General features: G+C 64.0%; 25 protein-coding genes. 1 reads left to right on the top strand and 24 read right to left on the bottom strand.

All coding sequences use genetic code 11. From position 1 onward, the window contains the following. Window positions 1-48: 48 nt before the first annotated feature. Window positions 49-1,638, bottom strand: coding sequence for an ABC transporter substrate-binding protein (locus AC0L2O_RS09630; protein ID WP_473369553.1), 1,590 nt, complete (start codon window positions 1,636-1,638; stop codon window positions 49-51). A 226-nt stretch (window positions 1,639-1,864) separates the two neighbouring features. Between AC0L2O_RS09630 and AC0L2O_RS09625 the strand changes: the two genes are divergently transcribed. Continuing rightward, complete coding sequence (locus AC0L2O_RS09625) at window positions 1,865-2,272, top strand: hypothetical protein (protein WP_473369552.1); 408 nt, start codon at window positions 1,865-1,867, stop codon at window positions 2,270-2,272. Window positions 2,273-2,384: 112 nt separating this feature from the next. On the opposite strand, the gene mtnK is transcribed toward AC0L2O_RS09625, so the two are convergent. The 23 genes from mtnK to AC0L2O_RS09510 all read right to left on the bottom strand — a co-directional run bounded on the left by mtnK (window position 2,385) and on the right by AC0L2O_RS09510 (window position 23,612). Then, complete coding sequence (gene mtnK, locus AC0L2O_RS09620; protein ID WP_473369551.1) at window positions 2,385-3,671, bottom strand: S-methyl-5-thioribose kinase; 1,287 nt, start codon at window positions 3,669-3,671, stop codon at window positions 2,385-2,387. A 35-nt stretch (window positions 3,672-3,706) separates the two neighbouring features. Then, window positions 3,707-4,054: a hypothetical protein gene (locus AC0L2O_RS09615; protein ID WP_473369550.1), complete on the bottom strand. Its 348-nt coding sequence runs from the start codon at window positions 4,052-4,054 to the stop codon at window positions 3,707-3,709. Window positions 4,055-4,146: 92 nt separating this feature from the next. After that, window positions 4,147-4,422 carry a DUF1467 family protein gene (locus AC0L2O_RS09610; protein ID WP_369723387.1) on the bottom strand — a complete coding sequence of 92 codons (276 nt, stop codon included), beginning with the start codon at window positions 4,420-4,422 and terminating at the stop codon, window positions 4,147-4,149. Window positions 4,423-4,431: 9 nt separating this feature from the next. After that, complete coding sequence (gene mce, locus AC0L2O_RS09605; protein ID WP_473369549.1) at window positions 4,432-4,836, bottom strand: methylmalonyl-CoA epimerase; 405 nt, start codon at window positions 4,834-4,836, stop codon at window positions 4,432-4,434. A 67-nt stretch (window positions 4,837-4,903) separates the two neighbouring features. After that, on the bottom strand, window positions 4,904-6,574 hold the full coding sequence (locus AC0L2O_RS09600; protein ID WP_473369548.1) for a ribonuclease J: 1,671 nt from the start codon (window positions 6,572-6,574) through the stop codon (window positions 4,904-4,906). Next, on the bottom strand, window positions 6,574-7,380 hold the full coding sequence (locus AC0L2O_RS09595) for a biotin--[acetyl-CoA-carboxylase] ligase (protein ID WP_473369547.1): 807 nt from the start codon (window positions 7,378-7,380) through the stop codon (window positions 6,574-6,576). The genes AC0L2O_RS09600 and AC0L2O_RS09595 overlap by 1 nt, the downstream gene beginning before the upstream one ends. Window position 7,381: 1 nt before the next feature. Further along, window positions 7,382-8,818 (bottom strand): NADH-quinone oxidoreductase subunit NuoN, encoded by a 1,437-nt coding sequence (gene nuoN, locus AC0L2O_RS09590; protein ID WP_473369546.1) that lies wholly within the window; start codon window positions 8,816-8,818, stop codon window positions 7,382-7,384. A 22-nt stretch (window positions 8,819-8,840) separates the two neighbouring features. After that, window positions 8,841-10,349, bottom strand: coding sequence for an NADH-quinone oxidoreductase subunit M (locus AC0L2O_RS09585; protein ID WP_473369545.1), 1,509 nt, complete (start codon window positions 10,347-10,349; stop codon window positions 8,841-8,843). Continuing rightward, complete coding sequence (nuoL, locus tag AC0L2O_RS09580) at window positions 10,350-12,452, bottom strand: NADH-quinone oxidoreductase subunit L (RefSeq protein ID WP_473369544.1); 2,103 nt, start codon at window positions 12,450-12,452, stop codon at window positions 10,350-10,352. It lies immediately after the preceding gene. Between the two features lie 8 nt (window positions 12,453-12,460). Further along, a complete protein-coding gene (nuoK, locus tag AC0L2O_RS09575) occupies window positions 12,461-12,769 on the bottom strand; it encodes an NADH-quinone oxidoreductase subunit NuoK (RefSeq protein WP_092028826.1) in 309 nt (102 codons plus the stop codon). After that, window positions 12,766-13,404: an NADH-quinone oxidoreductase subunit J gene (locus AC0L2O_RS09570; protein ID WP_473369543.1), complete on the bottom strand. Its 639-nt coding sequence runs from the start codon at window positions 13,402-13,404 to the stop codon at window positions 12,766-12,768. Before AC0L2O_RS09570 ends, nuoK begins: the two co-directional genes overlap by 4 nt. Before the next feature lie 158 nt (window positions 13,405-13,562). Next, the gene (gene nuoI, locus AC0L2O_RS09565; protein WP_026232873.1) at window positions 13,563-14,051 is read right to left on the bottom strand and encodes an NADH-quinone oxidoreductase subunit NuoI; all 489 of its coding nucleotides are present in this window, start codon (window positions 14,049-14,051) and stop codon (window positions 13,563-13,565) included. Window positions 14,052-14,065: 14 nt separating this feature from the next. Next, on the bottom strand, window positions 14,066-15,133 hold the full coding sequence (gene nuoH, locus AC0L2O_RS09560) for an NADH-quinone oxidoreductase subunit NuoH (protein ID WP_369723380.1): 1,068 nt from the start codon (window positions 15,131-15,133) through the stop codon (window positions 14,066-14,068). Window positions 15,134-15,137: 4 nt separating this feature from the next. Then, the gene (gene nuoG / locus AC0L2O_RS09555; RefSeq protein WP_473369542.1) at window positions 15,138-17,213 is read right to left on the bottom strand and encodes an NADH-quinone oxidoreductase subunit NuoG; all 2,076 of its coding nucleotides are present in this window, start codon (window positions 17,211-17,213) and stop codon (window positions 15,138-15,140) included. 7 nt (window positions 17,214-17,220) lie between these two features. Continuing rightward, on the bottom strand, window positions 17,221-17,709 hold the full coding sequence (locus tag AC0L2O_RS09550; protein WP_473369541.1) for a hypothetical protein: 489 nt from the start codon (window positions 17,707-17,709) through the stop codon (window positions 17,221-17,223). A 5-nt stretch (window positions 17,710-17,714) separates the two neighbouring features. After that, window positions 17,715-19,040, bottom strand: a complete 1,326-nt coding sequence (gene nuoF / locus AC0L2O_RS09545) for an NADH-quinone oxidoreductase subunit NuoF (RefSeq protein WP_369723377.1) — start codon at window positions 19,038-19,040, stop codon at window positions 17,715-17,717. 15 nt (window positions 19,041-19,055) lie between these two features. Further along, the gene (locus AC0L2O_RS09540) at window positions 19,056-19,262 is read right to left on the bottom strand and encodes a hypothetical protein (RefSeq protein ID WP_369723376.1); all 207 of its coding nucleotides are present in this window, start codon (window positions 19,260-19,262) and stop codon (window positions 19,056-19,058) included. Next, the gene (nuoE, locus tag AC0L2O_RS09535; RefSeq protein ID WP_369723375.1) at window positions 19,262-19,873 is read right to left on the bottom strand and encodes an NADH-quinone oxidoreductase subunit NuoE; all 612 of its coding nucleotides are present in this window, start codon (window positions 19,871-19,873) and stop codon (window positions 19,262-19,264) included. The genes AC0L2O_RS09540 and nuoE overlap by 1 nt, the downstream gene beginning before the upstream one ends. A gap of 11 nt (window positions 19,874-19,884) precedes the next feature. After that, on the bottom strand, window positions 19,885-20,847 hold the full coding sequence (locus tag AC0L2O_RS09530) for an FkbM family methyltransferase (RefSeq protein WP_473369540.1): 963 nt from the start codon (window positions 20,845-20,847) through the stop codon (window positions 19,885-19,887). Further along, a complete protein-coding gene (locus tag AC0L2O_RS09525) occupies window positions 20,847-22,043 on the bottom strand; it encodes an NADH-quinone oxidoreductase subunit D (RefSeq protein WP_369723373.1) in 1,197 nt (398 codons plus the stop codon). The genes AC0L2O_RS09530 and AC0L2O_RS09525 overlap by 1 nt, the downstream gene beginning before the upstream one ends. 2 nt (window positions 22,044-22,045) lie before the next feature. Continuing rightward, window positions 22,046-22,657: an NADH-quinone oxidoreductase subunit C gene (locus AC0L2O_RS09520; protein WP_369723372.1), complete on the bottom strand. Its 612-nt coding sequence runs from the start codon at window positions 22,655-22,657 to the stop codon at window positions 22,046-22,048. 11 nt (window positions 22,658-22,668) lie between these two features. Next, window positions 22,669-23,250 (bottom strand): NuoB/complex I 20 kDa subunit family protein, encoded by a 582-nt coding sequence (locus AC0L2O_RS09515; RefSeq protein WP_369726746.1) that lies wholly within the window; start codon window positions 23,248-23,250, stop codon window positions 22,669-22,671. Further along, window positions 23,247-23,612: an NADH-quinone oxidoreductase subunit A gene (locus tag AC0L2O_RS09510; RefSeq protein ID WP_018320139.1), complete on the bottom strand. Its 366-nt coding sequence runs from the start codon at window positions 23,610-23,612 to the stop codon at window positions 23,247-23,249. The genes AC0L2O_RS09515 and AC0L2O_RS09510 overlap by 4 nt, the downstream gene beginning before the upstream one ends. Between the last annotated feature and the right edge of the window lie 390 nt (window positions 23,613-24,002).

Below are 24,002 nucleotides of genomic sequence, written 5' to 3'. Positions count from 1 at the left end.
TCCCTCCCTCCATCTGACGTCGCGATGGAGGGAGCGCGCGGGCGCCTGTCACTTCGCGGGCGAGGTCTCGTCGACCCAGAGGTCTTCGACATTCTGGTGGGTCAGCTCGGTCGCGTTCAGCTGAACACCGTGGAGCCACGGCTGCACGGCCATCACCGCCTTGTTGTAGTTGAAGAACCAGACCGGCGCCTCGTCGTAGAGCAGCGCGTTGGCTTTTTGCAGCAGCTGGCCGCGCTTGGCGGAATCGTCGCTCTGCCCGGCCTCGTCGATCAACTTGTCGAACTCGGCGTTCTTGAAATTCATGTAGTTGCAGGCCGATGGCGGCGTGGAAGAGTGGAAGCATTTCAGCGCCGCCTGGGGATCCGGGCCGGTCTGCTGGGAATAGATAAAGGCCTGGTAGTCGCCGGTGCGAACCACCTCGGACAGCACCGCGGCCTCGACCTGCTTGACCTTGGCCTTGATGCCAACCCGGTCCAGCATCGGGATGACCGCCGTGACGATCGGCAGGCCCCAGCTTTCATTCTGGCTGGTGGTCCATTCGAATTCGAAGCCTTTGGGATAGCCGGCCTCAGCGAGCAGCTGCTTGGCCTTGGCGGGATCGAACGGGTAAGGCTTCATGGTCTTGTCGTAGAGCGGAGAGGTCAGCGGCAGCCAGCTGGTGGCGCGATAGGCCTTGCCCTTGACGAGTTTGTTGATGATCAAATCGGTATCGATCGCATAGTTGATCGCCTGCCGGACGCGCTTGTCGGCGAACGGCTTGAACGCGGGATTCATCCCCATGTATCGGGTGAAGACCTCGGCGACCTCGACGATGGTACCCTTGAGGTTGGGGTCGGCCTGATAGGCGACATATTGCGCAGGTCCCAGCACCGAGGTGTCGATCTCCTTGTTGCGGAAGGCGACATCGCGTGCCGCGGCCTCACCCATGACCGACACGATCATCTTGTCGGCATAGGGCTTGCCGGGCTTGTAGAACCGGTCCCACCGCTCCAGGACGATGCGCGATCCCGGCACGTGCTCGACGAACTTGAACGGTCCAAGCCCGATCGGATGCTGGATGAAGCCGTCCTTGACCGCCTCGTCGGCGGGATAGATCGAGGTCAGCGCGGTGAAGAGGTAGAAGCCAGGATCGACCTTCTCGGTCAGCTTCATTTCGAGGGTGAAGTCGTCGATCTTCTTCAACCCGGAGATTTCCTTGGCTTTGCCCTTCTCCACGTCGGCCGCGCCCTCGATGACGCGGACATAACGCGCGCCGGGATAGGCCTTGCTGCCGTCCATGATGCGGTTGTAGGACCAGATGATATCGTCGGCCGTCATCTTGCGGCCATTGTGGAAATAGGCGTCGTCGCGCAGCTTGAAGGTGTAGACGAGGCCGCCGCCGGAGACGACGACCTCCTTGGCCAATTCCGGAACCGGCTTTCCTTCCGCGGAATCCCAGATGTAGAGCGACCGGTGCAGACCCTTGGCGAAGATCTCGTCCTGGGCGCGCTGGGTGGTGTGGATGTCCAGGCTGGTGAAACTCGACCCATAAGGCGCCGTCATCCGGATGGTCCCGCCCCTGCGTGGAGTCTGGGCCTCCACTGATCCGGCAAGCGCCAATCCCAAAGCCGCGACGATCGCCATCATCCTGAACATCATGGTCCCTCCGGCAATGCAGGCGTATTCCAGTTCGCGAGTTGACCATTCAGCGCACGTCGAACGCAAGCTTCTCTTTCGTCTTGATGGCGCGGTTCCTTGCAGACCATGTTCGAGGTGCCCGCTTTGGCGGGGCTCCTCGATCTTTTGAGGTCAGAGAATCGGGAGAGGAAACAACGATCTACGGGCGGACGAACGTCTTGCGCTGTCGATACGATCGTGGACAACTATGAACGGCCCATGGACCCGCCCTGCTTCGGCTCTCCCGTCGGGACGACAAGACGATCAGCGAGCTGTCGCAGCGCAAGCGGGCGGTCGCAACGGCCGGCCTGCTGTCGAAGCCCGGGCAAGTGAAGCTGATGCTCGGCACAAGACCGATGAAGAGGCCGTCATCACCGTCAACGAACAAACCATCCGATTGGCGGCGCACGCCGGAGAGAAACTGGCAAACTCCGACGATGCGGCAGGCGAACTGTCTGATAGACAGAAGCTCGATCTGTCGCCGGGCAAATACAAGGTTACGCTCGAGGTGGCTGGAAGCGCGGCACAGAATCGGGAGGTCGAGGTCGCGGCCAACGAGACCTGGGGTCTCTTGGTCGGCCCGGATGGCGCCCTGCTTCCGCTGCGGCTGTATTGACGTGCCCTCACCGCGTCATTGCGAGCGCAGCGAAGCAATCCAGAATCGTTCCGCAAAGGCAGTCTGGATTGCTTCGCTGCGCTCGCAATGACGGAGTGCTCTCGCGACGACCTCAGTTTGATAATTCCGGCTGCCAGTCCCGCAGCTTTCGCGCGGCGGCGGTGATCTCGGCGATCGTCCGAAACGCCGCCGTCTCCACCATCATCGCGCGTGCCAGCCGCACCGCGCGGGCTTCGCTGACAGCGCGCTGCTTCGGGTCCTCGATCAGCTCGAAATCGATATTGTGGGCGAGGCCGAAGATGCGGCGGATGATTTTTGCGGCGGCGAAGCCGACGGTGTCGGCAAAGAGCCGCTGCACATAGGCCTGCCGCTCGGCTTCCAGCCGCAGAGCGCCCTTCTCGCCGGCAAAGAGCGAGAGCGGATAGGCGTCGCCCACGGCGCCGTCACGCCAGAGATCGAGGAACTTGCGGGCGAACTCGCTCCAGACTTTCTCGACCGTCTCGAGCAACCACGTTTCGAACGCGGCCCGTTCGCCCGGCGAGCGCTCGTGGCCGGCGGAGGCGAAATAGGCCATCAGGAGATTGGCCAGCACTGCGCCGACGTCGAAGCCCATCGGGCCATAGAACGCGAATTCGGGATCGATCACGCGCGTCTCGTCCTCCGTCACCATGATCGAGCCGGTGTGGAGATCGCCATGGAGCAGCGCCTCCGGGCTTGCCATAAACTTCAGCTTCAGCCGGGAGATCGCGACGTGCAGCTCCATGTCGTCGCGCAAGTCGGCAGCGAGTGCATCGAGATACGGTGCGGTCCAGCGGTTCTGCTCGGCGACGCGGTAGGGATCGGTGAAGATCAGATCCTCGGTGATCTTGCACAGCGCATGGTTGCCGGCGAAGGCCGCGATCGCCTGCTTCTTCTCGGCGGCTGAGAGCGCCAGATCGGAGGTGAAGAACAGCGCCCGCGCCATGAAGGTCGTGATGTCTTCGACGAAGCGCGGATAGTGCGCGCCCGCGACCAGGCCCCTGCGCATGATGATGTGGGGTTCGAGCAGCTCCATCACCGTCAGCGCCAGCGGCTCGTTGTGATGCAGCAGCGCCGGCACCAGGCAGGGCGCGAGCTGGGCCTGCCGCGACAGCGCCAGATACTCGTAATGCGCCCGCGACAGCGGCAGCGGCCAGCTTTCGCCGACCAGACGGACGTAAGGCAGCGCCTGCTTGACGGCAGCGCCGCCGCTTGCGCCCTTCACGATGAAGACGAGATTGAGATTGCCGTCGCCGACCTCGGTGATCGACCAGGACGCCGGCTCACCGCCGAGCAACGCCGCCAGTTCCGGAACGCCCGCGAGATAATCCCGCAAGGCGGCCTCTTGTAGAATCCGGTAGTCCCCTCGCCCCTCGGTCATGACGATCCCATCCCATGCTTGGTACGGCCGGATCGCTACTCCCGCTCCAGGAAGCTCGAGCCGATCTCGGCCTTTCTTTTGATCGGATCGTAATCGCAATAGACGTTGTCCGCCACCAGCGTGTAGCTGGCGCTGACCGTGTATTTGTCGGTCTTGACCGAGTTCAGCCCGATGACCGAGGTGCTCTTGCCGCCGTTCCATTTGAACGGCGTCGAGCTCTGCGCCCGCTCGCAGGCCATCACCGCGTCGCTGAAGACATAGCCCTCGACGAACGCCTTCAGCGTCCGCACCTGCGCCGCCATCCGCCACTCAAAATAGCCGATGCCGCCAAGCCCGGCCACGATCAGCACCAGCAGCGCGACGACAATTTTCTGAAAGGTCATTTGCATCCCCCCACTTCGATTCGGTATGCGAAGCATCTCCGGCGTCATCGCGAGCTTGGTCAACAATCCTCGTCTCTCGTCGGATCACGCCGCTAGAACGGCATGCCCATCAATTTCGACAAGCGTTCGATCTGGAGATATCCGGCCTGATAGGCCGCCATGCCGAGCGCGAAGATGACCGCCGAAATGATCGTGGTCCAGATCAGCTTCTGCCGCATGCCGGTCAGGATCGGGGCGCCGGGATCGGTGCCGGGCGCGCCGCCGCCGTCCTCGTGCAGGCTGCGCACGCCGAACGGCAGCGTCAGGAACAGCGCGATCCACCAGATGACGAAGTAGATCGCGAGACCGGTCGAGATTTGATAGGCCATGGTTCGGCCCTACGCCTGCTCGATTTCGACCAGCGCGCCCGAAAAATCCTTCGGATGCAGGAACAGCACCGGCTTGCCGTGGGCGCCGATCTTCGGCACGCCGTCGCCGAGCACCCGGGCGCCCTCCTTCACCAGCGTGTCGCGCGAGGCGATGATGTCGACGACTTCGTAGCAGATGTGGTGGATGCCGCCGTCGGCATTGCGCTCGAGGAACTTCGCGATCGGCGAGGCCTCGCCGAGCGGCTCGATGAACTCGATCTTGGTGTTGGGCAGCGTTGCGAAGACGGTGGTGACGCCGTGCTCGGGCAGTGCGACCGCCTCCGAGATCTGCGCGCCGAACGCGGCGCCGTAGATCCTGGCCGCCTTGACGGCGTCCTTGGTCGCGATCGCGACATGGTTGAGGCGGCCCAGCATGTTTCTCTCCCGTTAGTTCATGATCCGGAAAAGTGTGAAGCGGTTTTCCGAAAAGATCATGCCCAAATTAGACTGTCAGGACATGGACCAGACAGGGGGGCTTTTTGCCCCAATGCTCGTTGATGACGGCCCGCACCGCGCGCCGGACCGACTCCGCCAGCGCATCCGGATCGCGCCGGCGGGCGTTTGGCAGACCCTCGATCGTGGACATCACCGCATCGAAAACCAGGTCGTCGAAGGGTTCGCCAGCCCTGTTCTTCTCGGGGATTCCGACCAGATCGACCTCGGGATCGTCGGCGAGCTCGCCCTGCGCGGTCATGGCGACAGCGACGAAGGCGCAGCCGGAAAACGCCATCCGGCGCCGCTCGATCACCGCGCGCGACTTGGAATCCTCCAGGATCGAGCCGTCCTTGTAGAGACGGCCGGACGGCAGTTCGCCGATAATGCCGGGATCGCCGGGGCCGAGCTTGATCAGGTCGCCGTTGCGGACCACCAGCACGCGCGGCACGCCGGCCGCCCGCGCGAGCTTGGCATGCTCGTGCAGATGCAGCGCCTCGCCATGGACGGGGATCAGGAGCTGCGGCCTGACCCAGCCGATCATGTCGCGCAACTCGTCGCGGCGCGGATGGCCGGAGACGTGGACCAGATGGTCGCGGTCGGTGATGACCTCGACCCCCTGCAGGATCAGATTGTTGATGATCGAGCCGACCGCCTTCTCGTTGCCCGGGATGGTGCGCGAGGAGAAGATCACGCAGTCGCCGCGGTTGAGCGTGATCTCGGGATGGTCGTCATTGGCGATGCGCGCCAGCGCCGCGCGGGCCTCGCCCTGGCTGCCGGTGCAGAGCGCGAGCACCTTGTCCTGAGGCAGATGGCCGTAGACGTCGGTCGAACGGAAGCTCTGGACGCCGTCGAGATAACCGGTCTCGCGCGCGACCTGCGACACGCGCTCCATCGCCCGTCCGACCACGACGACTTCGCGGTCGGCGGCCCTGGCGGCGTCCGCGACCGCCTTGATGCGCGCCACGTTGGAGGCGAAGGTCGTCACGGCGACACGGCCCTTGGCGGCCTTGACCAAGGTGGCGATCGTCTTGGCGACCTCGGCTTCGGACGGCGAGCGGCCGTCGCGCACGGCATTGGTGGAATCGCCGATCAGGGCGATCACGCCCTCGTCGCCGAGTTCGCGCAGCCGCTTTTCGTCGGTCGGCCGGCCGATGATCGGCGTCGGATCGATCTTCCAGTCGCCGGTGTGCAACACCGTGCCGATCTCGGTGTGGATCGCCAGCGCATGCGATTCCGGAATCGAATGTGCGACCGGGATGAACTCGACGTTGAACGGACCGACATCGATGCGCCCGCCCGACGGCACCACCGTCACCGGGATCTTCGGCGCGTTGCGCTCGGCGGCGCATTTGGCCTCGAACAGCGCGGCGCTGAACTGCGTCGCATAGATCGGGCATTTCAGCTTCGGCCAGAGGTCGATGATGGCGCCGAAATGGTCCTCATGGGCGTGGGTCAGCATCAGGCCCATCAGGTTCTTGCGCTCCTTCTCCAGGAAGCTGATGTCGGGCATGATCAGGTCGATCCCCGGCAGATGTTCCTCGTCGCCGAAGGAGACGCCGAGGTCGATCGCGAGCCAGGCGCGCTGCTGGCGGTTGCCGAGGCCGTAGATCGACAGGTTCATGCCGATCTCGCCGACACCGCCAAGCGGCGCAAAGACCAGTTCGTCAGACTTCGCCATCACGCAGCTCCCACGGAGGCGGCCGAGCCGAAGAACACCTCGCCGGCCGCCACCGGCAGGCGTCGGCCGTCAGCGGTGCGGACGATCAGGCAACCGGTGTCGTCGATCGTGTCGAAAATGCCTTCCAGCGTCGTCGCTCCCGTGTTGATCGCAACCCGCTCGCCGAGCCCGGCGGCGCGCTCGAGCCACAGCCGGCGGATCTCCGCGAAGCCGCGACCATTGTCCCAGATGCCGCGGAATTCCACCCAGGCGTCCGACAGCGCGGAGAACAGCTCCTCCGCGCTGATCTGCACGCCGAGCGCCGCGAGCGATACCGCCGGCGTCGGCGTGCCCTCGGGCGCAGCCACGACGTTGGTACCGATCCCCACGACGACGGCAAGGCGGTCGCCGATCGCTTCGGCCTCGAGCCCGATGCCGACCAGCTTCCTGCCGTTCGCGAGGACGTCATTCGGCCATTTCAGGGCGTATCGGGGCCGGTCAGGACCGAGCCGCAGCACAGCCTCGAGGCTGACCTTTTCCAGCGCGGCCTCTTGCGCCAGTCCCGCGGCGAAACCGATCGTGGCGGCAACCGCTGGTGCGACGTTGACGAATTCGAGGACGGTGGCCGCCAGATTGCCCCGCGGCGCGATCCAGGCACGCTGGCGCCGGCCGCGGCCGGCGGTCTGCTCAGACGTGACGAACCAGACCGGCCCGCGTTCGCCCGCGCGCGCTCTCTCGATCGCGTCGGTGTTGGTCGAGCCGGTCCGCTCCAAGGCTGCGAGCTTGTAGCCCGCCGACAGAGCGCGAGGACCGAGCGCGAAGCCCATCCTAGAACAACGACTTGGCGGCGGCGGAGGCCACGCTCACCACCGGGCCCGCAAACACCGCGAACAGGATGTTGAACAGGCCCGCGACCGCCAGCACCGTTTTCACCTCGACGCGCACCGGATCGACCTGACCGGCCGGCTCGTCGAAATACATCGTTTTGACGATGGCGAGATAGTAGTAGGCGCCGACGACGCTGGAGAGCACGCCCACCACAGCCAGCGTGAACAGGTTGGCCTTGATGGCCGCGACGAACACGTACCATTTGGCGAAGAAGCCGGCGAGCGGCGGAATGCCGGCGAGCGAGAACAGCAGCATCGCGAACATGAAGGCCAGCAGCGGGTTGGTGCGCGACAGACCCGCGAAGTCGCTGATCTGCTCCACGGCCTGGCCGTTGCGCCGCATCGCAAGGATGATCGAGAACGAGCCGAGCGTCATCGCGACATAGATCACGATGTACATCAGCACGCCCTGCGCGCCTTCCACCGTGCCGGCGGCGAGACCGACCAGGGCAAAGCCCATGTGGCCGATCGAGGAATAGGCCATCAGGCGCTTGATGTTGCTCTGGCCGATCGCTGCGAACGAGCCGAGCACCATCGAGGCGATCGCCACGAACACCAGGATCTGCTGCCACTGCGAGACGATGCCCGGGAATGCGGTCAGCGTGACGCGGGTGAAGACCGCGAGCGCGGCGACCTTCGGCGCGGAGGCGAAGAACGCGGTCACCGGCGTCGGCGCGCCCTCGTAGACATCAGGCGTCCACATGTGGAACGGCACGGCCGAAACCTTGAAACAGAGGCCGGCCAGCAGGAAGACCAGGCCGAACACCAGGCCGACATTCGAGACGGTTGCGACACCGGCAATGCCGGCGAAGCTGACCGTGCCGGTGAAGCCATAGATCAGCGAGGCGCCGTACAGCAGCATGCCCGAGGACAGCGCGCCCAGCACGAAATACTTCAGGCCGGCTTCGGTCGACTTGGCGTTGTCACGGTTCGAGGCCGCCACGACGTAAAGCGCGAGCGACATCAGCTCGAGGCCGAGATAGAGCGAGATCAGATCGCCGGCCGAGATCAGCACCATCATCCCGAGCGTCGAGAGCAGCACCAGGATTGCATATTCGAAAATGCGGCGCGACGGATCCGACAGGAATTCCGTCGAGAGCACCAGCGTCACCGCCGAGCCGATCAGGGCCAGGATCTTCATGAAGCGCGCGAAATCGTCCACGATGAAGCTGCCGCCGAAGGTGACCTGCTTGCCCGCGGGCACCATGTACTCGAGCACGCCGACCACGATCAGGAGCAGGACCGCTAGCGTCGTGACCATCTTGGTGGCGCCCTGCCCGCGATACGCCCCGAGCATCAGAAGCGCCATGGCGCCGACCGCGAGCACGAGCTCGGGCAGCACCGGCGCCAGTTGATAACCTGCAGTCGAAAAGCTCATGGCGTTATCCTGACCTGCCCGCTCACTGGAGCAGTGCGGCGGCCTTCACGGCCGTCACAGCGGTGTTGTAGTTGTTGACGAGTTGCTGGACCGAGGCCGCCGACATGTCGAGCACCGGCTTCGGATAGACGCCGAACAGGATCGTCAGCGCGATCAGCGGAAACAGTGTCAGGCCCTCGCGGAAGGTGAGGTCCTTGATGGTCGCCAGCGATGGCTTGACCAGCGCGCCGAACACGACCTTGCGGTAGAGCCACAGCGCATAGCAGGCCGACAGGATGACGCCGAAGGTGGCGAAGAACGCGGTCGAGATCGAGACCTTGAAGGTGCCAAGCAGCGTCATGAACTCGCCGACGAAGCCGGAGGTGCCGGGCAGACCGACATTGGCCATGGTGAAGACCATGAAGGTCAGCGCATAGAGCGGCATCCGGTTGACGAGGCCGCCATAGGCCGCGATCTCGCGGGTGTGCATGCGGTCGTAAACGATGCCGACGCAGAGGAACAGCGCGCCGGAGACGATGCCGTGCGAGATCATCTGGAACACGCCGCCGGCCACGCCCTGCATGGTGCCGGCGAAGATGCCCATGGTGACGAAGCCCATATGCGCCACGGAGGAATAGGCGATCAGCTTCTTCATGTCCTCCTGCATCAAGGCCACCAGCGAGGTGTAGATGATGGCGATGGCCGAGAGCGTGAAGATCAGCGGCGCGAAGTCATGCGAGGCCAGGGGGAACATCGGCAGCGAGAAGCGCAGGAAGCCGTAGCCGCCCATCTTCAGTAGGATCGCCGCCAGGACCACCGAGCCCGCGGTCGGCGCCTCGACGTGCGCGTCGGGCAGCCAGGTGTGCACCGGCCACATCGGCATCTTCACGGCGAAGGAGGCAAAGAAGGCGAGCCAGGCCCAGGTCTGCAACGACCGCGGCACGGCGGTGTGCATCAGGGTCGGAATGTCGGTGGTGCCGCCGTTCCAGTACAGCGCCATGATGGCGAGCAGCATCAGGACCGAGCCGAGCAGCGTGTAGAGGAAGAACTTGAACGACGCGTAGACCCGGCGCGGGCCGCCCCAGACGCCGATGATCAGGAACATCGGGATCAGGCCGCCTTCGAAGAACAGGTAGAACAGCACGAGATCGAGCGCCGAGAAGGTGCCGATCATCAGCGTTTCCAGGATCAGGAACGCCATCATGTATTCGCGGACGCGGTTCGTGATCGCCTTCCAGCTCGCGATGATGCAGAACGGCATGATGGCGGTGGTCAGGATCACCAGCGGCAGCGAGATGCCGTCGACGCCCATATGGTAGGTGATGCCGGTGGCAAGCCAGTTCGCCTTTTCGACGAACTGGAAGTCGGCGTTGGACGGATCGAAGCGCAGCACCAGCAGCACCGACACGGCGAAGGTGATCAGCGTGGTCCACAGCGCGATCCAGCGCGAGTTGCGCCGCGCGGCCTCGTCATCGCCGCGGCTGAGATAAACGATCAGCGCGCCAACCAGCGGCAGGAAGGTCGTGACCGATAGGATGGGCCAGGTCGTCATTTACTGGCCTCCAAAGCCGAACATGAACCAGGTGATCAGGCCGGCGGCACCGATCAGCATGGCGAAAGCGTAGTGATAGAGATAGCCGGTCTGGATCTTCACGACGTTGCGGGTGACATCCAGCACGCGGGCCGAGATGCCGTCGGGGCCCAAGCCGTCGATGATGAAGCCGTCGCCCTTCTTCCAGAGCTGGTACCCGATCCACTTCGCCGGACGAACGAAGATGACGTCATAGAGCTCGTCGAAGTACCATTTGTTGAGCAGGAACTGGTACAGCATCGGCTGGGTGTTCGCGAGCTCGACCGGGAGGTAGGGCTTGCGAATGTAGAACGTGTAGGACACCACGAAGCCCAGCACCATCATGATGAAGGGCAGCCATCCGAGCAGCGCCGGCATGTGCTCCATATCCTCGAGGATATGCGGGTTCATTTTCACGGACTCACGGAAGAACTCTTCCACGCCGTGAGGCCCGGTGAAGATCTCCTTGAACGGGAAGCCGGCCAGGATCGAGCCGATCGCGAGAACGCCGATCGGAATGAGCATCCAGATCGGGCTTTCGTGCGCGGCCTCGTAGTGCTCCTGGTCGTGCGGTTCGCCAAAGAAGGTCTTGAACACCAGACGCCAGGAGTAGAACGAGGTCAGGCCGGCGGCCGCGATCGTCAGCAGATAGGCGTACATCGAGAACGGATTATGCGAGGCGTAGGCGGACTCGATGATCGCGTCCTTGGAGAAGTAGCCGGCGAACAGCGGGAAACCGGTCAGCGCCAGCGTACCGACGGTCATCACCCCGAACGTATACGGGATCTTGCGCCACAGGCCGCCCATGTTGCGGATGTCCTGCTCGTGATGCATCGCGTAGATCACGGAGCCGGAGCCCAAGAACAGCAGCGCCTTGAAGAAGGCGTGCGTGAACAGATGGAACATGCCGACCGAATAGGCCCCTGCCCCCATCGCCACGAACATGTAGCCGAGCTGCGAACAGGTCGAGTAGGCAACGATGCGCTTGATGTCGTTCTGGACCAGACCGATGGTTGCCGCGAAGAACGCCGTGGTGGCGCCGAAGAACATCACCACCGCCTGCGCGTTCGGCGCGAGCTCGAACAGCGGCGACAGCCGCGCCACCATGAAGACGCCGGCGGTGACCATGGTCGCCGCATGGATCAGCGCCGACACCGGGGTCGGGCCTTCCATCGCGTCCGGCAACCAGGTGTGCAGCAGGAACTGGGCCGACTTGCCCATCGCGCCCATGAACAGCAGCAGGCAGGTCAGGGTCAGCGCATCGGCATGCCAGCCGAGGAAGTCGATGGTCTTGCCGGTGAGGCCGGGCGCCTGGTGGAAGATGGTCTCGAAATCGGTCGAGTTGGTCAGGTAGAAGATCGCGAAAATTCCGAGCGCGAAGCCGAAATCGCCGACGCGGTTGACCACGAAGGCCTTGATCGCCGCTGCGTTCGCCGAGGGCTTCTGGTACCAGAAGCCGATCAGGAGGTAGCTCGCCAGACCCACGCCTTCCCAGCCGAAGAACAGCTGCACGAGATTATCCGCGGTCACCAGCATCAGCATGGCGAAGGTGAACAGCGAGAGATAGCCGAAGAAGCGCGGCCGGTAGGGGTCCTCGTCCATGTAGCCGATGGAATAGAGGTGCACGAGCGAGGACACGGTCGTCACCACCACCAGCATCACGGCGGTCAGCGTGTCGACCCGCAGCGTCCAATAGACCTGCAAGTCGCCGGAGAAGATCCAGGGCAGAAGCTGGATCCGGGCGTCGTGGCCATTGAAGCCGACATCGACCAGCGTCATCCAGGACAGCGCGGCCGCCACGAACAAGAGCGCCGTCGTGATCAGCTCCGCCCCGCGCGAGCCCGCCGCCGGCGGCTCGGAGACGTGGTGGTCGTCGTGCCCATCGCCGGGCTCGTGATGGGTCTCGTGGACGACCGACGCATCCTCGTTGATCGTATCGGACGCATGGGCTTGCGCACCGTGACCGTGGTCATCGTGATGCTCGACCGTGTCGCCACTCGGATTGCGGGCATGCGCGCCGAAAATGGCGATCAGGCCGGCGAGAATGGCGCCCAGCAGAGGCAGAAAGACAATTGCCTGGACCATAACTGAGCTCAGCCCTTCATCAGATTGACGTCCTCAACCGCGATCGAGCCGCGGTTGCGGAAATAGACCACCAGGATAGCGAGACCGATCGCGGCTTCGGCGGCAGCGACGGTCAGCACCAGCAGTGCGAAGACCTGGCCGACGATGTCGCCGAGGAAGGTCGAGAACGCCACCAGATTGATGTTGACCGAGAGCAAGATCAGCTCGATCGACATCAGGATAACGATGATGTTCTTGCGGTTCAGGAAGATGCCGAGGATCCCGAGCGTGAACAGGATCGCGCCGACCGCCAGATAGTGCCCGAGCCCGACCGTCATTTCACCCACTCCGCCGCATCGGCGTCCGAAAGCCCCTGCCCCGGTGCCACCTTGCGCATCGCCATCGCCATCTCCGGCGTGCGCGCGTTCTGAATGTTGATGTCCTGCCGCTTCACGCTCGCCTTATGACGCAGCGTCAGCACGATGGCGCCGATCATCGCGACCAGCAGCACCATGCCCGAAAGCTGGAAGTAGTGGATGTACTTGGTATAGAGCACGAGCCCGAGCGCCTCGGTGTTGGAGACGTTGGTCGGGATCGCCGCCGTGATCGTCTTGCTCACGGTGGGGTTGATGACCCAGAAGCCGACGGTGAGCAGCAGCTCGAACAGGAAGATGCCGCCGATCACGAGGCCGACCGGCAGGTACTCGATGAAGCCCTCGCGCAGCTCGAGGAAGTCGACGTCGAGCATCATGATCACGAACAGGAACAGCACCGCGACCGCGCCGACATAGACCACAATCAGGATCATCGCGAGGAATTCGGCGCCCATCAGCACGAACAGGCCGGAGGCGTTGACGAAGGCCAGGATCAGGAACAGCACGGAGTGAACGGGATTGCGCGAGACAATCACCATCACCGCCGATGCGACGCAGACGGCGGCGAACAGATAGAAGAACAGCGCGGGAAGGATCATTGGGCATTCCCCGTCATTCGGGGGCGCGGGCAAAGCCCGCGAACCACAATGCGCAATTGCGCATTGGGGAATCTAGAGATTGTGGCGCGAGATTCCGGGTTCGCGCTTCGCGCGCCCCGGAATGACGAGGAAATGGTTGTAAGGATCATGCTCTCATCTCACCGGTACGGCGCGTCGAGCTCGATCGCTTTTGCGATCTCGCGTTCCCAGCGATCGCCGTTGGCGAGCAGCTTGGCCTTGTCATAGAACAGTTCCTCGCGGGTCTCGGTCGCAAACTCGAAGTTCGGACCTTCGACGATGGCGTCGACCGGACAGGCCTCCTGGCACAGGCCGCAATAGATGCACTTCACCATGTCGATGTCGTAGCGCACCGTGCGGCGGGTGCCGTCGTTGCGGCGCGGGCCGGCCTCGATGGTGATGGCCTGGGCCGGGCACACCGCTTCGCACAGCTTGCAGGCGATGCAGCGCTCTTCGCCGTTCGGATAGCGGCGCAGCGCGTGCTCGCCGCGGAAGCGCGGCGAGATCGGCCCCTTCTCGAAGGGATAGTTCAGCGTCGGCTTCGGCTGGAAGAAATAGCGCATGGCGAGGAAGAACGCCGAGACGAACTCCGACAGCAGAAGCGAGCGTGCAGTGGCGTTGATGTTGATACCCATGACGGTCCTCACTTCGGCGCGATGCCGGCGAATTGCAGCACGCCTGCCACCACGACCACCATCGCCAGCGACAGCGGCAGGAACACCTTCCAGCCGAGGCGCATCAATTGGTCGTAGCGGTAGCGCGGCACAATCGCCTTTGCCATCGCGAACAGGAAGAACATGAAGAACACTTTCAGCGAGAACCAGATGATTCCCGGCACCCAGTTGAAGGGCGGCAGATCCACCGGCGGCAGCCAGCCTCCGAGGAACAGGATGGTCGCCATCGCGCACATCGTGACGATCGCGACATACTCGCCGAGCATGAACAGCAGATACGGCGTCGAGCCGTATTCGACCATGAAGCCGGCGACGAGCTCGGATTCCGCTTCGACGAGATCGAACGGCGGACGGTTGGTCTCCGCCAGCGCCGAGACGTAGAACACCACGAACATCGGAAACAGCGGCCAGACGTACCAGTTCAGGATCGTGAGCTGCGGCAGCCCGATCAGGCTGGCAAGGCCGCGGATATGCTGGGCCTCGACCACCGCCGAGAGGTTCAGCGTGCCGGCGCAGAGCAGCACCGTGATGATGACGAAGCCGATCGAGACCTCGTAGGACACCATCTGCGCCGCCGAGCGCAGCGCCGCCAGGAACGGGTATTTCGAGTTCGACGACCAGCCGGCCATGATGATGCCGTAGATCGACAGCGACGAGATCGCGAAGATGAAGAGGATGCCGACATTGATGTCGGAGATCACCCAGCCGAGATTGGTCGGGATCACTGCCCAGGCGGCCAGAGCGAGCACGCAGGATACCAGGGGAGCCAGCAGGAAGACGCCCTTGTTGGCGCCGGACGGGATGATCGGCTCCTTCAGCACGAACTTGAGCAAATCGGCGAAGGACTGGAACAGGCCCCAGGGCCCGACCACGTTCGGGCCGCGGCGGATCTGCACGGCCGCCCAGATCTTGCGGTCGGCGAGCAGGATGTAGGCGATCGCGACCAGGAGGACGACGAGCACCAGCACGCTCTCCGCGATCATGATGATCAGCGGCCAGAGGAAGCCGGTCCAGAATGCGCTTGCGAAGAATTCCATTACCTCACTCCGCTGCGGTCAGCATCTGCCCGGAGGCAAGCCGCGAGCATTCCGCCATCACGGCGGACGCGCGCGCGATTGGGTTGGTCAAATAGAAGTCCTCGATCAGAGGCATGAACGGCGCCTTCTCCGTTGCGCCGCCCTTGCCCGCCAGCTTCTTGATCTGATCGGCGGAGCCGGCCTCGATCTGGTCGAGACGGATCAGATGCGGCACCGCCTTGAAGATGGCCTGGCGCAGCGCGGCGAGCGAGTCATAGCCGAGCTTCTTGCCCACCGCCTCCGACAGCGCGCGAATGATCGCCCAGTCCTCGCGGGCTTCGCCGGGCGGGAACGCGGCGCGACCGGTCATCTGCACGCGGCCCTCGGTGTTGACATAGATCGCGGACTTCTCGGTGTAGGCCGCCGCCGGCAGGATCACGTCGGCGCGATGGGCGCCGCGATCGCCATGGGTGCCGATATAGACCACGAAGGTGCCGTCCGGCGCCTTGATCTCGTCGGCGCCGAGCAGGAACAGCAAATCCAGCGTGCCAAACGTCGTCATCTGCGCGGCATTCAGCCCGCCGGGCCCCGCGACAAAGCCGATATCGAGCGCGCCGACGCGCGAGGCGGTCTCGTGCAGCACGCCAAAGCCGTTCCAGCCGTCCTTCACCGCGCCGACATCGAGCGCGAGCTTGGCGGCGGCAGCCAAAACGGCGGCGCCGTCGTGACGCGAGGCCGCGCCCGCGCCGACCAGGATGATCGGATTCTTGGCGTTCTTGAGCACGTCCATGAAGGAGTGCTTGCCGGCCGCGAGCTCACCGAGCGTTTCGGTGCCCGCGCCGAGATGATCGTAGTCATAGGTCAAATCGGGCTTGGCGCCGATCACGCCGACCTTGAAGCCGCCGGTGCGCCAGCGCTTGCGGATGCGGGCGTTGAACACCGCCGCTTCCTTGCGCGGATTGGCGCCAATGATGAGCAGCGCATCCGCCTGCTCGACGCCCACAAGCGTCGGATTGAAGATGTAGGAACCGCGGCCAAGCGCGGGATCGAAGGCGTCGCCGCCCTGCACCGCTAGATTGGCCGAGCCGAACTTCGCGAGCAGATCCTTCAGCGCGAACATCTCTTCGACGCCGGCGAGATCACCGGCGATCGCGCCGATCCGCTTGCCGTCGGTGCGTGCCGCCTTGGCGGCGATCGCGGCAAAGGCCTCGGGCCAGCTCGCCGCGCGCAGCTTGCCGGCTTCGCGGATATAGGGCCGGTCGAGCCGTTGAGTGCGCAAGCCGTCGACGACGTGGCGGGTCTTGTCCGAGATCCACTCCTCGTTCACTGCCTCGTTGATGCGCGGCAGGACGCGCATCACCTCGCGGCCGCGGGTGTCGACGCGGATCGCGGATCCGACGCCGTCCATGACGTCGATCGACTGGGTCTTGCCGAGCTCCCAGGGCCGCGCCGCGAAGGCATAGGGCTTCGAGGTCAGCGCACCGACCGGGCAGATGTCGACCAGATTGCCCTGCAATTCCGAGGTCAGCGCGTGTTCGAGATAGGTCGTGATCTCCATGTCCTCGCCGCGGCCGGTCGCACCCATCTCGGGGGCACCGGCGACTTCCGCCGAGAAGCGGACGCAGCGCGTGCACTGGATGCAGCGGTTCATCGAGGTCTTGACCAGCGCGCCGAGATATTTGTCCTCGACCGCGCGCTTGTTCTCGGCGAAGCGGCTGGTGTCGACACCATAGCCCATCGCCTGGTCCTGCAGGTCGCACTCGCCGCCCTGGTCGCAAATCGGGCAATCCAGCGGATGGTTGATCAGAAGGAATTCCATCACGCCTTCGCGCGCCTTCTTCACCATCGGCGAACGCGTGGAGATCTCCGGCGGCTCGCCCTTGGGGCCCGGACGGCAATCGCGCACGCCCCAGGCGCAGCTCGCGACCGGCTTCGGCCCGCCCTTCACTTCGACCAGGCACATCCGGCAATTGCCGGCGATCGACAGCCGCTCGTGGTAGCAGAAGCGCGGAATCTCGGCGCCGGCGGCTTCGCACGCCTGCAGCAGCGTGTACTCCGCGGGGACATCGATCTCTTTGCCGTCGATGATGAGTTTGGTCATTGCGGTCTCAAGTCTTTCCCAGCTTGCAATCTGGCGGTGTAATGCTGGCGGTCTTCAGCGAGGCCTTGATCCATTGCTGGGTCTCGGTGCCGTAGGTGGACAGGTAGGCCGGCTGCGCAGCGCTCATCTCGCACAGGAACGGCAGATGCGGCTTCAGGTCATAGTCGCAGGACGCCAGCCACTCGCGCTTTCCCGAGAACGCGCTGATCGCTTCCTCGCAGGCGTAGAGCAAATAGGTGACGAAGCTCTCGTACTGAACCTGCTCGTCGCGGCTGCTCGCCTTGATCTTCTCGTAATCCGGCTGCGCAAACTTCGGATTCTTGAACGCCAGGTCGGTGTAGCTGAGAAACGCTTGCCGCGCGCTGGCGGCGCGGTTGCCGGTGCGTATCTCGTTGATCTGGAACAGGATCGCAACGAAGCCGAGCAGCGCGACGCTCGCCTGCGCCATCTGCGCCAGCGTTCCGTATCTCTGCCACCAGGAGCTCGGCTGCGACATCGCTATCACTCCGCCGCGGCCATGTTCACGGGATCGCGGACGCCGGCATCGTCGATGTCTGCCTTGTGCGAATATTCGTCGATGCGCGCTTCGATCTCGTGACGGAAATGCGCGATCAGGCCCTGGATCGGCCAGGCGGCAGCGTCGCCCAGCGCGCAGATGGTGTGGCCTTCGACCTGCTTTGTCACCTCGAGCAGCATGTCGATTTCGCGCTTGTGAGCGCGGCCTTCCGCCATGCGGGTCAGGACGCGCCACATCCACCCCGTGCCCTCGCGGCACGGCGTGCACTGGCCGCAGCTCTCGTGCTTGTAGAAATAGGAAATGCGGGCGATGGCGCGGATCAGGTCGGTCGACTTGTCCATCACGATCACGGCCGCGGTGCCGAGACCCGAGCGCAGCTTGCTCAGGCTGTCAAAATCCATCGGGGTGTCGATGATCTGCTCGGCCGGCACCATGCGCACCGAGGAGCCGCCGGGGATCACGGCCTTCAGATTATCCCAGCCGCCGCGGACGCCGCCGCAATGCTTCTCGATCAGCTCACGGAACGGGATGCCCATGGCTTCTTCGACGTTGCAGGGGCGCTCGACATGGCCGGAGATGCAGAACAGCTTGGTACCGACATTGTTGGGACGGCCGATGCCGGCGAACCAGGCCGCGCCACGGCGCAGGATGTCCGGCGCGACCGCGATCGACTCGACGTTGTTGACGGTGGTCGGGCAGCCGTACAGGCCGACATTGGCCGGGAACGGCGGCTTCAGCCGCGGCTGGCCCTTCTTGCCTTCGAGGCTTTCGAGCAGCGCGGTCTCCTCGCCGCAGATATAGGCGCCGGCGCCGTGCGCGACATAGATGTCGAACGGCCAGCCGTTGACGTTGTCCTTGCCGACCAGCTTGGCCTCATAGGCCTGGTCGATCGCGGCCTGGAGATGTTCGCGCTCGCGGATGAACTCGCCGCGGACATAGATGTAGCAGGCATGCGCGTTCATCGCGCAGCTCGCGATCAGGCAGCCCTCGATCAGCAGATGCGGATCGTGCCGCATGATCTCGCGATCCTTGCAGGTCCCGGGCTCGGACTCGTCGGCGTTGACCACGAGATAGCTCGGGCGGCCGTCGGTCGATTCCTTCGGCATGAACGACCATTTCAGGCCGGTCGGGAATCCGGCGCCGCCGCGGCCGCGCAGGCCCGACGCCTTCATCTCGTTGATGATCCAGTCGCGACCCTTCTCGATGATACCCTTGGTGCCATCCCAGGCGCCGCGGCGCCGCGCACCCTCGAGGCCCCAATCGTGGAGGCCGTAGAGGTTCTTGAAGATGCGGTCCTTGTCCTCGAGCATATCAGTGCTTTCCCATCAACGGTTGGCTTGCTTGTAGGCAAGCCCGGCGGCGCAGACGGCGAAGGTCAGCGCCCAGAGCAGACTGGTTTCCTGCGACGCGCTCATCATGAAGCGCTGAATCAGAAACATGAAAGCAGCCGCCCCCGCGGCGTGCATGGCGACGAAGCCCCATTTGTTCACGGCCTCGTTCCCTCCCCTTGCCGGCGTCGCGAGATCACGCATCAGGAAACCTCCTTCAGCGTCGTCGGCCCGTTGATCGGCGCCGAGAACTGGCGGCCGTTCTGCGGACCGGGCTTGGGCGGATTGCCGGAGGCAAAGCCGTCGAGCACCTTGCCAAAGGTTTCCTTGGTCAGGTCCTCATAGGTGTCCTTGCCGATCAGCACCATCGGCGCGTTCACGCAGGCGCCAAGGCACTCCACCTCTTCCCAGCTGAAATTGCCGTCCTTGGAGAGATGGAAGGGATCGTGATGGATCCGGCTCTCGCAGACATGGATCAAATCCTCGGCGCCGCGCAGCCGGCACGGCGTGGTGCCGCAGACCTGCACATGGGCCTTCTTGCCGACGGGTGCGAGCTGGAACATCGTGTAGAAGGTCGCGACCTCGAGCACGCGGATATAGGGCATGTCGAGCATGTCGGCGACGACGCGGATCGCGGCTTCGGACACCCAGCCCTCGTGCTGCTCCTGCGCGCGCCAGAGGATCGCGATGACCGCGGAGGCCTGGCGCCCCGCCGGATATTTCGCGATCTGCTGTTTCGCGAACGCAAGGTTCTCGTCCGTGAACGCAAAGCTCGCGGGCTGGACTTCCTTCGGTGCTAATCGGCGGACGGACATCGCTTATTCTCTCACTGCATACGGCGCGCGGTTTTCGCATTCAGGGCATTGATCCTGTCCTGCCAGAATGCGCTTGCGGTGCCGAAGACGTTGTAGCCGACGTGGGTCGAAACCTTGATGCGGTCGAGGATCGACAGATCGCTCACGGTCTCGAGCCGGTTGGTGAGCGGATCGAGCACGATCAGCTTCAGCGGGGTCTGCTCGAGGATGTAGCGCGACACCGCGTGCGAGCGGTCGCTGCCATGCTCCTCGCACATGATGACGCTGTCGGCCTGAAGCAGCCGGGCGCCGCCCTTGATCGCCTCGATCTCGACGCCCTCGACGTCGAGCTTGATCAGATATTTGCCGTTGGCGGCGACCTTGCCGTCGTCGATGAGATTATCGAGCGCGATGACCGTCACGTCCTCGCCGCCATCAGACGGATTGCCGGCGATGCTGAAGGCCTCGTGCTTGGTGCCGGACAGCCGCGCGGTGCCGCGGGCCGCGCCGATCGCGCATTTCAGGGCCTCGAAGCGGTTGCCGTTGACGCGCGCATTGTTGGCAAGCTTCGGGTAGTTCTGCCCCGACGGCTCGATCGCGATCGCCTTGTGCGAGCCGAACGGCTTGCTCGAGATCAGCACCGACCAGTAGCCGTAATTGGCGCCGCAATCGAGCAGCGTGTAATCGACGTCGATGGAGTCTGCGAACAGCAGCTCCAGCTCGTCTTCGTAATGATAGGCGCGGTTGAGCAGCTTGCTCCAATAACCGTCGCCGTAGGGGAATTCGAACACGGCGTCGGGATTGAGCTTGATCGCGATGTTGCGCTCGGGAAGCGTCTTGCGCAGCAGATTGGCGCAGGCGATGTAGCCCATATGCGAGAAGTGCGACGAGATCTTCGATCCCGTCACCAGCGCCAAGGCAGCCGTCCGCTCCCACAGGTTGGCCCCTTCGAGGGCCCCCGAGGCACGGTCAAACTGGATCGGCGCCTGCGCCATCACCGATCGACCTCTCCGAATACGATGTCGAGCGAACCCAGGATCGCGGAGACGTCGGCGAGCAGATGGCCCTTGCAGATGTGGTCCATCGCCTGGAGATGGGCAAAGCCGGGCGAGCGGATCTTGCATTTGTAGGGTTTGTTGGTGCCGTCGGAGACGAGATAGACGCCGAACTCGCCCTTGGGCGCTTCGACCGCGGCATAGACTTCGCCGGCCGGGACGTGGAAGCCTTCGGTGTAGAGCTTGAAGTGATGGATCAACGCTTCCATCGAGCGCTTCATCTCGCCGCGCCGGGGTGGCGATATCTTGTTGTCCTGGACCAGCACCGGGCCCTGCCCGTCGGCCGATTTCAGCTTCTGGATGCACTGCTTCATGATGCGGACGGACTGACGCATCTCTTCCATGCGGATCAGGTACCGATCGTAGCAGTCGCCGTTCTTGCCGATGGGAATATCGAAGTCCATTTCGGCGTAGCAATCGTAGGGCTGCGCCTTGCGCAGGTCCCAGGCGGCGCCGGAGCCGCGCACCATCACGCCCGAAAAACCCCACGCCCAGGCTTCGCTCAGCGGCACCACGCCGATATCGACATTGCGCTGCTTGAAGATGCGGTTGTTCGTGAGCAGCCGGTCGAGATCGTCGACCACCTTCAGGAACGGATCGCACCAGGCCTCGATGTCGTCGATCAGCTTCGGCGGCAGATCCTGATGCACGCCGCCGGGCCGGTAATAATTCGCATGCATGCGGCTGCCGGAGGCGCGCTCGTAGAACACCATCAGCTTCTCGCGTTCCTCGAAACCCCACAGCGGCGGGGTCAGCGCGCCGACGTCCATCGCCTGCGTGGTGACGTTGAGGAGGTGCGAGAGAATGCGGCTGATCTCATGGTAGAGCACGCGGATCAGCTGTCCCCGGCGCGGCACTTCGATGCCGAGCAGCTTCTCGATCGCGAGACAGAACGCGTGCTCCTGGGTTAGGGGCGCAACGTAGTCCAGCCGATCGAAATACGGCACCGCCTGCAGGTACGTTTTCGCCTCGATCAGCTTCTCGGTGCCACGATGAAGCAGGCCGATATGGGGATCGACGCGCGCGACCACTTCGCCGTCGAGCTCCAGCACCAGGCGCAGCACGCCGTGCGCCGCCGGATGCTGCGGACCAAAATTGATGGTGAAGTTGCGAAGGTTTTCGGGTTGCTCGTTCATGGTCAGACCTTCGGCCCCGCCTTCTCGTCACCGGGGAGCGGATAGTCAGCGCCTTCCCATGGCGAGAGGAAATCGAACTTGCGGAATTCCTGGTTGAGCCGGACCGGCTCGTACACGACGCGCTTCTCCTGGTCGTCGTAGCGGACCTCGACGAAGCCGGTGAGCGGAAAGTCCTTGCGCAGCGGATGACCCTCGAAGCCGTAATCGGTGAGGATGCGGCGCATGTCGGGATGACCGACGAAGATCACGCCGTAGAGGTCATAGGCCTCGCGCTCGAACCAGTCGGCGCCGGGAAACACCTCGATCAGCGACGGCACCTGCGTGGTCTCGTCGGCCTGGGCCCTGAGCCGGATCCGCGTGTTCAGCGTCGGCGACAGAAAATGATAGATCACGTCGAAACGCTTCTCGCGGTCCGGATAATCCACCGCCGTGATGTCGGTGAAGCTGATGAAGCGGCAATTCGCATCGTCGCGCAGGTACTTGACCACCTCGACGATCTTGCTGGCCTCGACATCGACCGTGAGCTGGTTGAAGGCCACGCTGTGACCGGTGGCGGCGCCCGGAAGCGCGCTCACGATCGTTTGCCCCAAGGCGTCGAGCTTGCCATCGTCCATGACGTAAAACCTTAGCGTTCGATGGTGCCGGTGCGCCGGATCTTCTTCTGAAGCAGCAGCACGCCGTAGAGCAGCGCTTCCGCGGTGGGCGGGCAGCCCGGCACATAGATGTCGATCGGAACGATGCGGTCGCAGCCGCGCACGACCGAGTAGGAATAGTGGTAGTAGCCGCCGCCATTGGCGCAGGAGCCCATCGAGATGACGTAGCGCGGCTCCGGCATCTGGTCGTAGACCTTGCGCAGCGCCGGCGCCATCTTGTTGGTCAGCGTGCCCGCGACGATCATCACGTCGGACTGGCGCGGCGAGGCGCGCGGCGCGAAGCCGAAGCGCTCGACGTCGTAGCGCGGCATCGACATCTGCATCATCTCGACCGCGCAGCAGGCCAGGCCGAAGGTCATCCACATCAGGGAACCGGTGCGCGCCCAGGTGATGAGGTCGTCGGTCGCGGCCACGAAGAAGCCCTTGTCGGACAGCTCGGAGTTGACCTCGAGGAAGAACGGGTCATTGGCCCCGACCGGCTTGCCGGTCGACGGATCGAGGATGCCTTTGGGAGCCGGCGCGAGAACCGGACCGGCGGACGGCGCTGGGTTCAATCCCATTCGAGTGCCCCTTTCTTCCATTCATAGGCGAACCCGACCGTCAGCACGGCGAGGAACACCACCATGGACCAGAACCCGGTCGCACCAAGCTTGCCGAACGCCACCGCCCACGGAAACAGGAACGCCACTTCGAGGTCGAAGATGATGAAGAGAATAGCGACCAGGTAGAAGCGAACGTCGAACTTCATGCGGGCGTCGTCGAAGGCGTTGAAACCGCACTCATACGCCGACAGTTTTTCCGGGTCCGGCTGCTGGAAGGCGACGACGAAGGGCGCGATCAGCAGCACGAGGCCGATGAGCCCTGCCACCCCTATAAAGACCACGAGAGGAAGATAGTTCTGCAGAATGCCGCTCATTGGCGAGCCCTTTTTCCCGCGACCTCGGGACAGCCACGGATTCGTCCAGTTTGGAATTGTTCTGAGCCTTAGCGCAGTGCACCAATGGGCGCAAGACACGCTATTTTCAGGCCCTTGCCGCCCCCAGAACGGTAGAAATCCCGGAATCGCCCCGCGGCTGGTATGGAGCAGATCGATCGCCCCAGCAAGGGCGACCCCGATCAGTCCAGGCGCGCTTGGCCGCAATATCCACGTTTTGAGAAGCTCACTTTATCTAGGCCGCGACGCAGCAAAGTCCAGATTACAATGATGACAGGCGCGCCCACCGTCACGCAGCCGCCGGCAGGACAGGTGCAGCACAGACATCTATCCACAGGCGCGATGGATCGGACCAGCCATGCATCAGGACGG

The sequence above is a fragment of the Bradyrhizobium sp. Kon10 genome, from assembly GCF_055807395.1.
The sequence above is the reverse complement of the archived record's forward strand: the minus strand, read 5'-3'. Positions and strand labels throughout refer to the sequence as shown.

Excerpts from the sequence above, each read along its gene's own strand:
- AC0L2O_RS09570 (WP_473369543.1), bottom strand. The coding sequence starts at position 13,404 with ATGATCCTTCCCGCGCTGTTCTTCTATCTGTTCGCCGCCGTCTGCGTC.
- AC0L2O_RS09600 (WP_473369548.1), bottom strand. The coding sequence starts at position 6,574 with ATGGCGAAGTCTGACGAACTGGTCTTTGCGCCGCTTGGCGGTGTCGGC.
- AC0L2O_RS09585 (WP_473369545.1), bottom strand. The coding sequence starts at position 10,349 with ATGACGACCTGGCCCATCCTATCGGTCACGACCTTCCTGCCGCTGGTT.
- AC0L2O_RS09530 (WP_473369540.1), bottom strand. The coding sequence starts at position 20,847 with ATGGCGCAGGCGCCGATCCAGTTTGACCGTGCCTCGGGGGCCCTCGAA.
- nuoL (WP_473369544.1), bottom strand. The coding sequence starts at position 12,452 with ATGGTCCAGGCAATTGTCTTTCTGCCTCTGCTGGGCGCCATTCTCGCC.
- AC0L2O_RS09540 (WP_369723376.1), bottom strand. The coding sequence starts at position 19,262 with ATGCGTGATCTCGCGACGCCGGCAAGGGGAGGGAACGAGGCCGTGAAC.
- nuoE (WP_369723375.1), bottom strand. The coding sequence starts at position 19,873 with ATGTCCGTCCGCCGATTAGCACCGAAGGAAGTCCAGCCCGCGAGCTTT.
- AC0L2O_RS09525 (WP_369723373.1), bottom strand. The coding sequence starts at position 22,043 with ATGAACGAGCAACCCGAAAACCTTCGCAACTTCACCATCAATTTTGGT.
- nuoK (WP_092028826.1), bottom strand. The coding sequence starts at position 12,769 with ATGACGGTCGGGCTCGGGCACTATCTGGCGGTCGGCGCGATCCTGTTC.
- AC0L2O_RS09615 (WP_473369550.1), bottom strand. The coding sequence starts at position 4,054 with ATGACCTTTCAGAAAATTGTCGTCGCGCTGCTGGTGCTGATCGTGGCC.
- mce (WP_473369549.1), bottom strand. The coding sequence starts at position 4,836 with ATGCTGGGCCGCCTCAACCATGTCGCGATCGCGACCAAGGACGCCGTC.
- AC0L2O_RS09510 (WP_018320139.1), bottom strand. The coding sequence starts at position 23,612 with ATGAGCGGCATTCTGCAGAACTATCTTCCTCTCGTGGTCTTTATAGGG.
- AC0L2O_RS09610 (WP_369723387.1), bottom strand. The coding sequence starts at position 4,422 with ATGGCCTATCAAATCTCGACCGGTCTCGCGATCTACTTCGTCATCTGG.
- nuoN (WP_473369546.1), bottom strand. The coding sequence starts at position 8,818 with ATGAGCTTTTCGACTGCAGGTTATCAACTGGCGCCGGTGCTGCCCGAG.
- nuoG (WP_473369542.1), bottom strand. The coding sequence starts at position 17,213 with ATGACCAAACTCATCATCGACGGCAAAGAGATCGATGTCCCCGCGGAG.
- nuoF (WP_369723377.1), bottom strand. The coding sequence starts at position 19,040 with ATGCTCGAGGACAAGGACCGCATCTTCAAGAACCTCTACGGCCTCCAC.
- AC0L2O_RS09520 (WP_369723372.1), bottom strand. The coding sequence starts at position 22,657 with ATGGACGATGGCAAGCTCGACGCCTTGGGGCAAACGATCGTGAGCGCG.
- AC0L2O_RS09595 (WP_473369547.1), bottom strand. The coding sequence starts at position 7,380 with ATGGGCTTCGCGCTCGGTCCTCGCGCTCTGTCGGCGGGCTACAAGCTC.
- nuoH (WP_369723380.1), bottom strand. The coding sequence starts at position 15,133 with ATGGAATTCTTCGCAAGCGCATTCTGGACCGGCTTCCTCTGGCCGCTG.
- AC0L2O_RS09550 (WP_473369541.1), bottom strand. The coding sequence starts at position 17,709 with ATGTCGCAGCCGAGCTCCTGGTGGCAGAGATACGGAACGCTGGCGCAG.
- mtnK (WP_473369551.1), bottom strand. The coding sequence starts at position 3,671 with ATGACCGAGGGGCGAGGGGACTACCGGATTCTACAAGAGGCCGCCTTG.
- AC0L2O_RS09630 (WP_473369553.1), bottom strand. The coding sequence starts at position 1,638 with ATGATGTTCAGGATGATGGCGATCGTCGCGGCTTTGGGATTGGCGCTT.
- AC0L2O_RS09625 (WP_473369552.1), top strand. The coding sequence starts at position 1,865 with ATGAACGGCCCATGGACCCGCCCTGCTTCGGCTCTCCCGTCGGGACGA.